This is a genomic window from Variovorax sp. EBFNA2 (assembly GCF_033802765.1).
GTDB classification, from domain to species: Bacteria; Pseudomonadota; Gammaproteobacteria; order Burkholderiales; family Burkholderiaceae_C; genus Variovorax; species Variovorax paradoxus_H.
On record NZ_CP138496.1, the window covers coordinates 2,153,597 to 2,165,912 of the forward strand.

The 12,316-nt window shown below is 67.7% G+C and carries 15 protein-coding genes; 7 read left to right on the plus strand and 8 right to left on the minus strand.

Annotated features, from left to right (window positions below; translation table 11 throughout):
- Nucleotides 1-2 precede the first annotated feature (2 nt).
- Nucleotides 3-842: a thymidylate synthase gene (locus tag RZE79_RS09930; RefSeq protein WP_319360271.1), complete on the minus strand. Its 840-nt coding sequence runs from the start codon at nt 840-842 to the stop codon at nt 3-5.
- Nucleotides 843-878: 36 nt separating this feature from the next.
- Between RZE79_RS09930 and nthA the strand changes: the two genes are divergently transcribed.
- The 3 genes from nthA to RZE79_RS09945 are packed head-to-tail and all read left to right on the plus strand — an operon-like array spanning nt 879 to nt 2,562.
- Nucleotides 879-1,526 carry a nitrile hydratase subunit alpha gene (nthA, locus tag RZE79_RS09935; protein WP_319360272.1) on the plus strand — a complete coding sequence of 216 codons (648 nt, stop codon included), beginning with the start codon at nt 879-881 and terminating at the stop codon, nt 1,524-1,526.
- Nucleotides 1,523-2,188 carry a nitrile hydratase subunit beta gene (nthB, locus tag RZE79_RS09940; RefSeq protein WP_319360273.1) on the plus strand — a complete coding sequence of 222 codons (666 nt, stop codon included), beginning with the start codon at nt 1,523-1,525 and terminating at the stop codon, nt 2,186-2,188. Before nthA ends, nthB begins: the two co-directional genes overlap by 4 nt.
- Nucleotides 2,185-2,562 carry a nitrile hydratase accessory protein gene (locus tag RZE79_RS09945; RefSeq protein ID WP_319360275.1) on the plus strand — a complete coding sequence of 126 codons (378 nt, stop codon included), beginning with the start codon at nt 2,185-2,187 and terminating at the stop codon, nt 2,560-2,562. Before nthB ends, RZE79_RS09945 begins: the two co-directional genes overlap by 4 nt.
- Nucleotides 2,563-2,704: 142 nt before the next feature.
- On the opposite strand, the gene RZE79_RS09950 is transcribed toward RZE79_RS09945, so the two are convergent.
- Entirely contained in the window at nt 2,705-4,141 is a 1,437-nt protein-coding gene (locus tag RZE79_RS09950; RefSeq protein ID WP_319360276.1) for an FAD-binding oxidoreductase, read from the minus strand.
- On the minus strand, nt 4,138-4,560 hold the full coding sequence (locus RZE79_RS09955; RefSeq protein ID WP_153285208.1) for a DUF2069 domain-containing protein: 423 nt from the start codon (nt 4,558-4,560) through the stop codon (nt 4,138-4,140). The genes RZE79_RS09950 and RZE79_RS09955 overlap by 4 nt, the downstream gene beginning before the upstream one ends.
- 66 nt (nt 4,561-4,626) lie before the next feature.
- On the opposite strand from RZE79_RS09955, the gene RZE79_RS09960 reads away from it, so the two are divergent.
- On the plus strand, nt 4,627-5,838 hold the full coding sequence (locus tag RZE79_RS09960) for a YihY family inner membrane protein (protein WP_319360278.1): 1,212 nt from the start codon (nt 4,627-4,629) through the stop codon (nt 5,836-5,838).
- A 13-nt stretch (nt 5,839-5,851) separates the two neighbouring features.
- Here the strand turns inward: RZE79_RS09960 and RZE79_RS09965 are convergent, their stop codons facing one another.
- Complete coding sequence (locus tag RZE79_RS09965; RefSeq protein ID WP_319360280.1) at nt 5,852-6,211, minus strand: Mpo1-like protein; 360 nt, start codon at nt 6,209-6,211, stop codon at nt 5,852-5,854.
- 89 nt (nt 6,212-6,300) lie between these two features.
- On the opposite strand from RZE79_RS09965, the gene RZE79_RS09970 reads away from it, so the two are divergent.
- Together RZE79_RS09970 and RZE79_RS09975 are read left to right on the plus strand one after the other, a co-directional pair.
- Nucleotides 6,301-6,693 carry a thioredoxin family protein gene (locus RZE79_RS09970; RefSeq protein WP_373696548.1) on the plus strand — a complete coding sequence of 131 codons (393 nt, stop codon included), beginning with the start codon at nt 6,301-6,303 and terminating at the stop codon, nt 6,691-6,693.
- 21 nt (nt 6,694-6,714) lie between these two features.
- Nucleotides 6,715-7,380 (plus strand): NAD-dependent epimerase/dehydratase family protein, encoded by a 666-nt coding sequence (locus RZE79_RS09975; RefSeq protein WP_319360282.1) that lies wholly within the window; start codon nt 6,715-6,717, stop codon nt 7,378-7,380.
- 19 nt (nt 7,381-7,399) lie between these two features.
- Here RZE79_RS09975 and RZE79_RS09980 read toward each other — a convergent pair whose 3' ends face one another.
- Both RZE79_RS09980 and RZE79_RS09985 read right to left on the minus strand, forming a co-directional pair.
- Nucleotides 7,400-8,206, minus strand: a complete 807-nt coding sequence (locus RZE79_RS09980) for an alpha/beta hydrolase (protein ID WP_319360283.1) — start codon at nt 8,204-8,206, stop codon at nt 7,400-7,402.
- A gap of 1 nt (nt 8,207) precedes the next feature.
- Nucleotides 8,208-9,518: an O-acetylhomoserine aminocarboxypropyltransferase gene (locus RZE79_RS09985; RefSeq protein WP_099796074.1), complete on the minus strand. Its 1,311-nt coding sequence runs from the start codon at nt 9,516-9,518 to the stop codon at nt 8,208-8,210.
- Nucleotides 9,519-9,666: 148 nt separating this feature from the next.
- Here RZE79_RS09985 and RZE79_RS09990 point away from each other — a divergent pair, with 148 nt between their 5' ends.
- On the plus strand, nt 9,667-10,125 hold the full coding sequence (locus RZE79_RS09990; protein WP_099796075.1) for a CBS domain-containing protein: 459 nt from the start codon (nt 9,667-9,669) through the stop codon (nt 10,123-10,125).
- 31 nt (nt 10,126-10,156) lie between these two features.
- Here the strand turns inward: RZE79_RS09990 and RZE79_RS09995 are convergent, their stop codons facing one another.
- Nucleotides 10,157-11,140, minus strand: coding sequence for a tripartite tricarboxylate transporter substrate binding protein (locus tag RZE79_RS09995; RefSeq protein ID WP_319360286.1), 984 nt, complete (start codon nt 11,138-11,140; stop codon nt 10,157-10,159).
- Nucleotides 11,141-11,148: 8 nt separating this feature from the next.
- Nucleotides 11,149-12,261, minus strand: coding sequence for an adenosine deaminase (locus RZE79_RS10000; protein WP_373696549.1), 1,113 nt, complete (start codon nt 12,259-12,261; stop codon nt 11,149-11,151).
- Nucleotides 12,262-12,316: the final 55 nt, after the last annotated feature.

The window sequence follows — 12,316 nt, forward strand, 5'->3', positions numbered from 1 at the left end:
GCTCACACCGCCACCGGCGCCTTGATCGGATCGCCGTGCTTGTAGTCCAGCACTTCAAAGTCTTCGTACTGGTAGTCGAAGATCGAATCCGGCTTGCGCTTGATGTTCAGCGTGGGGTAGGGGTACGGATTGCGGCTCAGCTGCAGCTTCACCTGCTCGGCGTGGTTGCTGTAGATGTGGCAGTCGCCGCCGGTCCAGATGAAATCGCCCACGTCGAGGTCGCACTGCTGCGCGACCATGTGCGTGAGGAGGGCGTAGCTGGCGATGTTGAAGGGCACGCCCAGGAAGATGTCGGCGCTGCGCTGGTAGAGCTGGCAGCTGAGCTTGCCGCGCTCGCCTTCGGCCTGCGGCGGCGCCACGTAGAACTGGAAGAACGCATGGCAGGGCATGAGCGCCATCTTCGACAGCTCGGCCACGTTCCAGGCGCTCACGATGATGCGGCGCGAATCGGGGTTGGTCTTGAGCGTCTTGATGACGTCGGAAATCTGGTCGATGTGGCCGCCGTCGGGCGTGGGCCAGCTGCGCCATTGCACGCCGTACACCGGACCCAGGTCGCCGTCTTCGCGCGCCCATTCGTCCCAGATGCTGACGCCGCGTTCCTTGAGCCAGTTGTTGTTGCTCGAGCCGGTCAGGAACCACAGCAGTTCCTGGATGATGGATTTGAGGTGCACCTTCTTCGTGGTCACCAGCGGAAAGCCCTCGTTCAGGTCGAAGCGCATCTGGTGGCCGAACACGCTCTTGGTGCCCGTGCCCGTGCGGTCGCTCTTGAAGACGCCATGGGTGTCGACATGGCGCATGAAGTCTTCGTACTGGGAGCGGATGGGGCGGGGGGACGAGGTCATGTTGGGAATTTTACGGGGCGGCGCTAGCATCGGCCGATGACCGGCCATGACCACTCCCACGACTCCCACGACCACTCTCACGACCACAGCGAACTCGGCGAGATGGACCTGCGCGTGCGCGCCCTCGAAAGCGTGCTCACCCAAAAGGGCTACATCGACCCTGCCGCGCTCGACGCGCTGATCGACACCTACCAGACCCGCATCGGCCCGCGCAACGGCGCACGGGTGGTGGCGCGGGCCTGGGTCGACCAGAGCTTCCACGACTGGCTGATGGCCGATGCCACGGCGGCGATCGCCTCGCTCGGCTACACAGGCCGCCAGGGCGAGCACATGGTGGCTGTGGCCAACACCGACGACCAGCACCACATGGTCGTCTGCACGCTGTGCAGCTGCTACCCCTGGCCCGTGCTCGGCCTGCCGCCCACCTGGTACAAGAGCGCGCCGTACCGCTCGCGCGCCGTGAAAGACCCGCGGGGCGTGCTGGCCGATTTCGGCACGACCTTGCCCGAGAACACCCGCATCCGCGTCTGGGACTCGACCGCCGAGGTGCGCTACCTCGTGATCCCGCAGCGCCCGGTCGGCACCGAAGGCTGGAGTGAGGACGAGTTGGCTGCGCTGGTCTCGCGCGATTCGATGATCGGTACGCGCGTGGTCGAGGCGCCTTCGGCAAGGAGTGCTGCATGACCTACACGACCCACGCCGACCTCGGCGGGCAACCCGGTTTCGGCCCCGTCACGCCCGAACCCGAGGGCGAGCTGTTCCATGGCGCGTGGGAGCCGCGCGCGTTGGCCCTCACGCTCGCGATGGGCGCGACCGGTTCCTGGAACATCGATGCGAGCCGTGCTGTGCGCGAGACGTTGCCGAACTACCGCGACCTGAGCTACTACCAGATCTGGCTCGGCGCGCTGGAGCAGCTCATGCTGCAGCGCGCGCAGGTTTTCCCCGACGAGATCGCATCTGGCGAGATGAGGCATCCGCCCGCACCGGTCGCCCGCGTGCTGCAGGCCGCGAACGTGCCCGCCGTGCTCGCCAAGGGCTCCGCCACCGAACGCCCCGCATCGGCGCCCGCACGCTTCGCGGTCGGCCAGGCCGTGCGCATGCACCTCGGCCGCGTCGACCACCACACGCGCCTGCCGGGCTACGTGCAGGGCAAGCGCGGCATGATCGAACACATCCACGGCGCACACGTGTTCGCCGATGCGAATGCGCAGGGCCTGGGCGAGCAGCCGCAATGGCTCTACACCGTGGTCTTCGACGAGGCCGAGCTGTGGGGCGACGACGCGCCGCGCCAGAACCTCGCCGTGTCGGTCGATGCGTGGGAAAGCTACCTGGAGCCCGCGGCATGAAGGCGAACGACATGCCGCCGCTCGCGCTTGCCCCGGGCATGCCGCGCGACGCCGACGGACCGGTGTTCAGGGAGCCGTGGGAGGCGCAGGCCTTCGCGATGACGCTGGCGCTGCACGAGCGCGGCCTGTTCAGCTGGGTCGAGTGGGCCGAGGCGCTGGCCACCCAGATCACCGCCGCGCAAGCCGCGGGCGATCCGGACACGGGCGACACCTACTACCGCCACTGGCTCGCTGCGCTTGAAGGGCTTGTGGCCCGCAAGGGTGCGAGTTCCGACGACGAGCTGGCCCGCTATCGCCACGCGTGGGATCACGCGGCGGAGCGCACGCCGCATGGGCAGCCGATCGAGCTGCGCGGGGAAGACTTTCCGGGCTGAGTGTTTGGTGTTGCTCCTTCCCCTTCCGGGGGAAGGTTGGGATGGGGGCAAGCGGCGCTGGTTCGGCGCAGTGCTTCATCGAGCGCCGCGTGCCCCCACCCCGGCCCTCCCCCGGGAGGGGAGGGAGAAATATCCGGCAGCCTTAAACGCGAATGACGCGCCCGGGGTTGAGGATGTTCTTCGGATCAAGCCCGCGCTTGATCGCCCGCATCATCTCCAGCGCCACCGGCGACTTGTGCTTTTCGAGCTTGTCGACCTTGAGCGAGCCGACGCCATGCTCGGCCGAAAACGAGCCGCCGAACTGCTCGACCGCGTCGTAGACCAGCGTGTTGATGCGCTCTTCCTCGTTCTTCAAAAACGCCTTGGTGTCGATGTTCTCCGGCGCCTGCACGTTGTAGTGCAGGTTGCCGTCGCCCAGGTGGCCGAAGTTGACCAGCCGCACGCCGGCGATCTCGCGTTGGAGCAGCGCGTCGGTCGCTTCCACGAAGGCCGGAATGCGCGACACCGGAATGGAGATGTCGTGCTTGATGTTCAGCCCCTCTTCGGCCTGCGCGAGCGGAATGCTTTCGCGGATGTGCCAGAGCTGGTGCGCCTGCGTGAGGTTCTCGGCCACCACCGCGTCGCTCACGCAGCCGTCTTCGAAGGCGGTTTCGAGCAGCGCCTCGAAGCGCGCGCGGGCGTGGTCTTCGGACTCGCTGTCGGAGTTCTCGAGCAGCACGCAGTAGGGCACCGCTTCATCGTTGATGAAGGGCACGCGCAACTGCGGCATGTGCTTGTCGACCAGGCTCAGCGCAAACTTGCCCATCACTTCGAAGCCGGTGAGGCCCGAGCCCAGGTGCTTGTGCGCCAGGCCCAGCAGCGTGACCGCGTGGTCCAGCGAAGGCACTGCCGCCCAGGCCGTGAGCTGCGCGGCGGGCAGCGGGTACAGCTTCATGGTGGCGGCGGTGATGATGCCCAGCGTGCCTTCGCTGCCGACGATCAGGTCGCGCAGGTCGTAGCCCGTGTTGTCCTTGCGCAGGCCGCTCGTGCCTTCCCAGATTTCGCCCTGCGGCGTGACCACTTCCAGGCCCAGGCACAGGTCGCGCGTGTTGCCGTAGCGCACCACCTGCGTGCCGCCGGCGTTGGTCGCGAGGTTGCCGCCGATGGTGCAGCTGCCCTCGGCCGCCAGGCTCAGCGGGAACAGGTAGCCGGCTTTCTCGGCCGTCTCTTGCAGGGTCTGCAGGATGCAGCCGGCCTCGACGGTCATAGTGAGGTTGGCGGCGTCGATGCTGCGGATCGCGTTCAGGCGCTGCAGGCTCAGCACCACCTGCGTGCCGCTGTCGTCGGGAATGGAGCCGACCGCCAGGCCGGTGTTGCCGCCCTGCGGAATGACGGCCGTCCCGGCCGCGGCGCAGGCCTTGACCACGTCGGCCACCTGCTGCGCATTGGCCGGGCGCACCACGGCGAGCGACTTGCCGCGCGCACGCTTGCGCCAGTCCTGCTCGTAGGCGGTGAGGTCGCCCTCGTTCAGCACATGCGAGGCGCCGACGATGGCGCGCAGTTGGTCGATCAATGCGGTGGGGGTGGCAGAAGAAGTCATTGGGCGGAAGCTTCCAGTTGACGGGCAGATGCAGCGGCAGCAGCGGCCTTGGCGTGACGCAGGCGAAGGCGCACATGCCACGCGCAGGCCGCGAAGAGCACGAGGCACAGCAGCACCTCGATGAGCGCAAGGATTTGCCCCACGCCGTTGGTGTCGCTCCAGGCGCGCACCACGCCTTCGGTGAAGTAGAGCCAGATCATCAGGCTGACCCAGCGGTAGGTGTACATGCGGTTCTTGTAAAGCCCCGCGAGCGGAATGACCAGCGGCAGCACCTTGAGTGCAAGCAGCGAGCCGCCCGGGCGCAGCGGCGCCAGCCACAGCTCCCAGGCCAGGCCCAGCACGATCAGGCCGACGAGGCTGCCCACGGCAAACCAACGGGTGGCGCGGACGGAAGAGGGAGGAAGCGGGGTGTCGGACACGGTGGCAGCGAAAGAGAGAGGGGGAGGCGCACCGGGTGTGGCGCGTCTCAGGAAAGAGCGGATGGCATGATACCGGCCATGAATCGCAGGCAGCTTTGGAGGGATCTTTCGCGCTTTCCTTGGCGCAACACCGCAGCCGTGCTGGGCGAGCGTTTTCGCGAAGACCGCCTCGGGCTCACGGCCAGCAGCCTGACCTTCACCACGACCATCGCGATGGTGCCGTTCTTCACGGTGGCGCTTGCGCTGTTCACCGTGTTCCCGATGTTCGCCACCATGCAGGGCCGCCTGCAGCGCTGGCTGATCGAGAGCCTGATTCCCGACAACATCGCGCGCCAGGTGCTGGGCTACCTGAACCAGTTCGCCAGCAAGGCCGGCGGCCTGGGCATCGCGGGCCTGGTGGTGCTGCTGATCACCGCCATTGCGCTGATCCTCACCGTCGACAAGACGCTCAACAACATCTGGCGCGTGCGCACGCCGCGGCCGTTGGCGCAGCTGGTGCTCATCTACTGGGCCACCATCACGCTCGGGCCGCTGATCCTGGCGGTGAGCCTGTCGACCACCTCGTACGTGTTCACCGCCTCGCGCGGCGTGGTGGGCGTGAGCATCGTCAAGCTGGTCTTCGACACCTTCGAATTCGTGCTGCTCGCGGCCGGCATGGCCGCGCTGTACCACTACGTGCCGAACACCACGGTGCGCTGGTCGCACGCCTGGGCCGGCGGCCTCTTCGTGGCGGCCGCCATCGAGATCGCCAAGCGCGTGCTCGGCTACTACCTGAGCCTGGTGCCGACCTACTCGGTGCTGTACGGCGCCTTTGCCACCTTTCCGATCTTGCTGGTGTGGATCTACGTGGCGTGGGTGATCGTGCTGCTGGGCGCCGTCATCGCAGCCTACCTGCCGAGCCTGCTGGTGGGCGTGGCGCGCCGGGGCAGTGCGGCGGGCTGGCCGATGCAGCTCGCCATGGAAGTGCTGCAGCACCTGGCGCGCGCACGGGCCACGCCAGCCAAGGGCATGGGCGCGAGCGAGCTGCTGACGCGCATGCGGGTCGACGGGCTGCAATTGGTGCCGGTGATCGACACGCTGGTGCGGCTCGACTGGATCGCGCCGCTGGCCGAAGAGCCTGCCAACGAGGACCCGCGCTACGTGCTGCTGGCCGATCCGTCGACGCCCATCGAGCCGTTGCTGCGCGAGCTGCTCATGCCGCGCGCCGAGCCACTCGAAGACCTGTGGCAGAAGGGCCCGCTGCACACGCTGCGGCTGGGCGACGTGCTGCTGATCTAGAAATCCAGGAGCGTCAGATCTTGACGCGCCCGGCCCAGATGTCCCGGTACATCGCCCAGTCGCCCATGAAGGAATACAGCGGGCGCTTGAACGAGGCCGGCCTGTTCTTCTCGAAGCCGAAATGCCCGACCCAGGCGAAGCCGTAGCCGGCCACCAGCCCGGCCAGCAGCCACCACGGATTCAGCGTGACCACCAGGGCCACGAGGCATAGCAGCGAAATCGTCGAGCCCGCGAAATGCAGCCGCCGGCAGGTGACGTTGGCGTGCTCGGTCAGATAGAAGGGATAGAACTCGGCAAAGCTCGTGAAGCGGCGCGGATCGACCGCGGCCGGCGTGTTCGGCGTGCTCGGCGCGGCAGGGGTGGAGGTGTTCATCGTGGGTCTCCTGCGCCCCGCAGGGGCTTTGTTGATAATAGCCACGAGCCTGCGGACGCACCACCCGGGTTCGCCATCCCACCTTCACCGTGTCCACTTTGAGCGCTGTTCCCGCCGTCCCCGCCGCTTCTTCCGCCGATGCCAACGCGCTGTGGGTCGTCTGCCTCTGCGCCGAATGGTGCGGCACCTGCCGCGACTACCGGCCGCTGCTGGCCGAACTGGCGAAAGCGCATCCGCAGTTCCGCTTCGCCTGGGTCGACATCGAGGACCACGCCGAGATCGCCGACGCCTTCGACGTCGAGACCTTCCCGACCCTGCTGGTGGCGGGCGCCGACGGCACGCGCTTTCTGGGCCCGCTGCTGCCGCACATCGAGACGCTGTCGCGCCTGCTCGGCGCGCTGCAGCCGCCGCAACCTTCCAGCCTCGACGTCGACCTGCTGCTGGCCGTGCTCGAGAAAAAGCCCGCGGCCTTCGCGGTCTGACCCCTTCGGAGCCTCCCTCCCATGAACATCCTGATCTTTGGCGCCACCGGCATGGTGGGGCAGGGCGTGCTGCGCGAGTGCCTGCTGGCGCCCGACGTGGAGCGCGTGGTGGCCGTGGGGCGCAGCGCCACCGGACAGCAGCACCCCAAGCTGCAGGACCTGGTGCACACCGACATGTACGACTACCGCGCCATCGAGCCGCAGCTGACGGGCTTCGATGCCTGCTTCTTCTGCCTGGGCGTGTCGTCGGTGGGCATGAAGGAGTCCGAGTACAAGCGCATCACCTACGACCTGACGATGGCCGCGGCCACCGTGCTGGCGCGCCTCAACCCGGGCATGACCTTCACCTACGTGACGGGCGCGGGCACCGACAGCAGCGAGCGCGGCGAACGCATGTGGGCGCGTGTGAAGGGGGCGACCGAAAACGCCCTGATGCGCCTGCCGTTTCGCGCGTCCTACATGTTCCGGCCCGGGATGATCCAGCCGCTGCACGGCGTGCGCTCGAAGACGCCGCTGTACCAGGCCGCGATCGTCGTACTCAAGCCCGTGCTCGGGCTGGCCCACCGCTGGTGGCCCGACCGCGTGACCACCACCGAGAAGGTGGGCCGCGCAATGCTCACGGTGGCGCGTAAAGGCGCGCGCAAGGTGCTGCTCGACCCGGCGGACATCAACGCGCTGGGCAGCTGAAACACCGCCCTGCGTTCTTTCAGCCCGCGACGAAGTCGCGCAGCGCGAACAGCACCTCGTCCGGCGCCTCGCTCATCAGCGCGTGACCGGCGTGCACCGTCACCACCTTGGGATTGCGCGCCTTGCTCACGAGTGCCTTGGTCGCGCGCGGTGGCGTCATCTGGTCGGCGTCGCCGAGCAGGAACAGCACCGGGCACTGCACCTTCTCGATCGCCACTTCGCCGTTCGCGTAGTCGTTGCAGGCCTTGAAGCCGACGTGGAACACATTGGCCTCGCGGTTGCTCGCGAGCACGCGGCGCATCAGCGCGCGCGAGCTGCCGTACAGCCACGTGCCCGGGCCAAGCGACGAAGGCGGCGGCGCCAGCAGCGAGTGCGAGAAGGTGTTGACCATGGCGATGGCGCGCTGGGGGTCGCTCACCGAGCTTTCGAGCAGCGCGGGCGACACCACCATCGGGTAGGCCGTGCCGACCATCGCGAGCTGCGTGATGCGCTCGGGAGCGCGCGCCGCGGTTTCGAGTGCGATCAGCGAGCCGAAGCTGTGGCCGATGAGCGCAGCCTTCTGCACGCCCGCCGCGTCGAGCAGCGCAATGACGAACTGCGCCGCGTCTTCCACGCTGGCCGGCGGCGCGCCGGCGCTCTTGCAGTGGCCCGGCAGGTCGACCGCCAGCACGTTCCAGCCGTGGTTGGCGAACCAGCGGCTCTGCAGAATCCACACGCTGTGGTCGTTGAGCACGCCGTGGATGAACACCACCGTGGGCTTGGCCGCATCGAAGGGCTTGCCGGCGGTGTAGCAGTAGGTGCTGTGGCCGTTGACGGTGTAGTGCATGTCAGGCCCCCGCCTTTTCCGCGGCCTTCAGCGCGCGCTTCAAGTCGTCGATCAGGTCGGCCGGGTCTTCCAGGCCGATCGACAGGCGGATCGTGCCCTGCGAAATGCCCGCGCCCGCGAGCGCCTCGTCGGTCATGCGGAAGTGCGTGGTGCTCGCAGGGTGGATCACCAGGCTGCGGCAGTCGCCCACGTTGGCCAGGTGGCTGAACAGCTTGAGCGCTTCGATGAAGGCCTTGCCCTGCGCGCGGCTGCCCTTGATGTCGAAGCTGAACACCGCGCCCGCGCCGCGCGCGCCGTGGCGCAGCAGCTTCTGCGCGAGCGCATGGCTGGGGTGTGACTCGATCAGCGGGTGGCCCACACGCGACACGAACGGGTGCGTGGACAGGAACTCGACCACCTTCTGCGTGTTGTCGATGTGGCGTTCCATGCGCAGCGGCAGCGTCTCGATGCCCTGCAAGATGAGCCACGCCGTGTGCGGGCTCATCGACGCGCCGAAGTCGCGCAGGCCTTCGCGGCGCGCGCGCAGCAGGAAGGCGCCGACGGTGCTTTCTTCGCTGAACACCATGTTGTGGAAGCCGTCGTAGGCCTGCGTGAGCTCGGCGAACTTGCCCGACTTCTCCCAGTCGAAGCTGCCGCCGTCGACCACCACGCCGCCGATCACGGTGCCGTGGCCCGACAGGAACTTGGTGGCCGAGTGGTAGACCAGGTCGGCGCCCCAGTCGAAGGGCTTGATGAGGTAGGGCGAGGTGAGCGTGGAGTCGACCAGCAGCGGCACGCCGGCTTCGTGGGCGATGTCGCTCACGGCGGGAATGTCGAGCACATCGAGGCCAGGGTTGCCCACGGTTTCGCCGAAGAACAGCTTGGTCTCGGGGCGCACTGCGGCGCGCCAGCCGTCAAGGTCGCCGGGCTTCACGAAGGTGGTGTCGATGCCGAAGCGGCGCATCGTGTAGTGCAGCAGGTTCTGCGAGCCGCCGTACAGCGCCGTGCTCGCGACGATGTGCGAGCCCGCGCCCATCAGCGTGGCGACCGACAGGTGCAGCGCCGCCTGGCCGCTGGCCGTGGCGATGGCGCCGATGCCGCCTTCGAGCGCCGACACGCGCTGCTCCAGCACCGCGTTGGTCGGGTTGCTGATGCGCGAGTACACGTGGCCGGCGCGCTCCAGGTTGAAGAGCGCGGCGGCGTGGTCGCTGGATTCGAAGACGAACGAGGTCGTCAGGTGGATGGGAACGGCCCGCGCACCGGTGGTGGGGTCGGGGGCGGCGCCGGCGTGCAGCGCGAGGGTGTCGAAACCGGGATCGGAATAACCGGGCATGAAGGCCTTTCTGTTGTCTCTTCGCAATGCCCCGTTACGCCTGCAATGCATGCACAGGCGACAGGGGCGTTCGGGTCGGCGTCGATTGTGGGCTATATTCAAATTGGCACGACGCCGAGAACGACGAATCCCCGAGAGGAGCACCACCATGAAAGTCAGCGACATTCTTCGCGTCAAGGGCAACACGCTCTTCACCATCACGCCCGACGACCCGCTGGCAGAAGCCGCCCAGACCATGGCGGACAAGGACATCGGTTCGCTGGTGGTCATGGAGCACGGCGACCTGGTCGGCATGCTCACATTCCGTGAAGTGATCATGGCAGTCGTCAAAAACGGCGGCCAGGTCGGGACCACGCTGGTGCGCAAGGCCATGGACGATGCGCCGGTCACCTGCACCCTCGAAACCGACCTCGACGAAATCCGCCGCATCATGCTGGAGCGCCATGCGCGCTACATGCCCGTGATGGACAAGCGCATGCTCATGGGCGTCATCAGCTTCTACGACGTGGCCAAGGCCGTGGTCGACGCGCAGAACTTCGAGAACAAGATGCTCAAGGCCTACATCCGCGACTGGCCGGAAGACGAGAGCAACGAAAAGGCCGGCTGAGCCTTTCAGTCAGCCGCCGGCCGATTGACCGCTACTCTTTGATGTTGGCGGTCTGCACGATCTTTTGATTGCGTGCGTACTCGGCCTGCACGAACTTCCCGAACGCCTCCGGCGTTCCGCTGCCCGGCAACGCGCCTTGCTCCGCCAGCTTGGCACGCACGCCTTCCTCCTGCAGCACCGCATTCAGTTCCTGGTTGAGCCGCGCCACCACGGCCGGCGGCGTTTTCGCGGGCGCGAAGATGCCGGTCCAGCTCACCATGTCGTAGCCCTTGAGGCCGGGCATCTCGTTGAAGGTGGGCACCTGCGACAGCGCCGGCAAGCGCTGGCTGCCGGTGATGCCCAAGGCTTTCAGGCGCTTGCCGTTCACATGTGGAATGGCGCTGGTGCTCACCAGCATCGCGAGGTCGACCTGGTCGCCGATCACGTCGGTGGCAATCTGCGCACCGCCGCGGTAGGGCACGTGCGTCACGAAGATGCCGCTGCGCTCCTTGAGCAGTTCCATCGCCAGTTGCAGCACGGTACCGACGCCCGAGGTGGCGTAGTTGTAGTGGCCGGGCTGGGCCTTGGCGAGCTTCACGAAGTCAGCGTAGCTGCGCACGTCGAGGCCGGGGCGCGCCACCAGCACCATCGGCGCGGTGTTGAGCAGGCCGACGGGCGCCAGGTCTTTCAGCGGATCGAAGCGGAAGGCCGAGGGGTTGACCAGCCGGCCGATGGCGATGGCGCTGTCGGGGCCGACCACCAGCGTGTAGCCGTCGGGCGCCGCGTTCACGGCCTTGGCCACGCCGATGGCGCCGCCCGCGCCGCTCACGTTCTCGATCACCACCGACTGCTTGAGCCGCTCGCCCAGACGCTGCGCCACGAGGCGGGCGTTGACGTCTACGCTGCCGCCGGCCGTGTAGGGAACGATCAGCGTGAGGGGCTTGGCAGCGGGCCAGGCCTGCTGGGCGAAGGCGCCCGTGGGCAGGGCGGCGCAGAGTGCGGCGGCAGCAAGGATCAGGCGGCGGTTCGTGGTCATGGCGGGGTTCATCCGGGGAAAGGAGTGGCGGAAGGCGTGGGTTCGGAGGGCAGGCGGGCGCGCAGCGCGTCGAAGGCGGCGCTCCATTCGGCGCGCCACTGGCGGCGCTGCGTGTCGTCAATCCACGCGCCGTCCAGGCCGTTGTGCATGAAGCCGCGCAGGTCGTCCAAGCCGAAGCCGAAGTCGCGCACCATCATCAGCCAGGCGCCCGTGGGCGTGACCTGGTGCAGCGTCGGGTCGTCGGTGTTCGGATGGATGCGCAGGCCCAGGCCGGGCATGCGACGGATGGGGTGATCGAGGGCCCAGCGCTCGGGTGACAGCGTGCGCAGGTAGTACGAGTTGGTCGGCACCACGGTGAAGATCACGCCGCGCTCGGCGCACTGGCGCGCGAAGTCGGGCTCGTCGACCACCGTGTAGCCATGGTCGATGCGGTCGACCTGCAGCAACTCGACCGCCGTGCGCACATTGGTCCAGGGCATGCCGAACTCGCCGGCGTGCGCGGTGGTCTTGAGGCCGGCCTTCTTCGCATCGGCGTACGCACGCGCGAACAGCTCGGGCGGGCGGTCGTTCTCGCGGTAGTCGATGCCGATGCCGATCACTTCGTCGCAGCGGTGGGCCTTGACCCACTCGACCATCTCCACGGCCGCTTCGGCACTGGCTTCGCGGTCGATGGCGGCAATGAGCCGTCCGGTGATGCCGAACGCTTGCTGTGCGTCCTGGATCGCGCGGACGATGGCGCCCTGCGCGAGCGGGTACGCAATGCCCGAGCCGTGCACCGTGCCGGTCGGGTTCCAGAAGAACTCGGCGTAGCGCACCTGGTGCGAGGCCGCGTCCTGCAGGTACTCGCGCGTGAGCTGGTACAGATCGCCGGGGCTGCGCACCAGCTGGGCGTCGAGTGCGCGCAGCACGCGCAGCACGCCCACGGGCTTTTCGCCGCGCGTGTAGAAGCCGTCGATTTCCGCGTCGGCCAGCGGCGCGCCGGCGCGCTGGTTGAGCTGGCGGAAGGTGGCGTGGCGCACGGTGCCGAAGAGATGGCAGTGCAGCTCCACCTTGGGAATCTCGCGCAGCATCGCTTCGAGCGCGAAAGAAGCGGAGGCGGACGTGGGCGCGGCAAGGGTCATGCGGCGCAGTCTAGGCAGTGCGTGCTCATAAGGAAAATTTTGAATTTCTATAATT

Bases quoted from the DNA above. Each gene is read 5' to 3' on its own strand.
- RZE79_RS09930 (WP_319360271.1), bottom strand. From the start codon at position 842: ATGACCTCGTCCCCCCGCCCCATCCGCTCCCAGTACGAAGACTTCATG.
- nthA (WP_319360272.1), top strand. From the start codon at position 879: ATGACCGGCCATGACCACTCCCACGACTCCCACGACCACTCTCACGAC.
- nthB (WP_319360273.1), top strand. From the start codon at position 1,523: ATGACCTACACGACCCACGCCGACCTCGGCGGGCAACCCGGTTTCGGC.
- RZE79_RS09945 (WP_319360275.1), top strand. From the start codon at position 2,185: ATGAAGGCGAACGACATGCCGCCGCTCGCGCTTGCCCCGGGCATGCCG.
- RZE79_RS09950 (WP_319360276.1), bottom strand. From the start codon at position 4,141: ATGACTTCTTCTGCCACCCCCACCGCATTGATCGACCAACTGCGCGCC.
- RZE79_RS09960 (WP_319360278.1), top strand. From the start codon at position 4,627: ATGATACCGGCCATGAATCGCAGGCAGCTTTGGAGGGATCTTTCGCGC.
- RZE79_RS09965 (WP_319360280.1), bottom strand. From the start codon at position 6,211: ATGAACACCTCCACCCCTGCCGCGCCGAGCACGCCGAACACGCCGGCC.
- RZE79_RS09975 (WP_319360282.1), top strand. From the start codon at position 6,715: ATGAACATCCTGATCTTTGGCGCCACCGGCATGGTGGGGCAGGGCGTG.
- RZE79_RS09980 (WP_319360283.1), bottom strand. From the start codon at position 8,206: ATGCACTACACCGTCAACGGCCACAGCACCTACTGCTACACCGCCGGC.
- RZE79_RS09985 (WP_099796074.1), bottom strand. From the start codon at position 9,518: ATGCCCGGTTATTCCGATCCCGGTTTCGACACCCTCGCGCTGCACGCC.
- RZE79_RS09990 (WP_099796075.1), top strand. From the start codon at position 9,667: ATGAAAGTCAGCGACATTCTTCGCGTCAAGGGCAACACGCTCTTCACC.
- RZE79_RS09995 (WP_319360286.1), bottom strand. From the start codon at position 11,140: ATGACCACGAACCGCCGCCTGATCCTTGCTGCCGCCGCACTCTGCGCC.
- RZE79_RS10000 (WP_373696549.1), bottom strand. From the start codon at position 12,261: ATGACCCTTGCCGCGCCCACGTCCGCCTCCGCTTCTTTCGCGCTCGAA.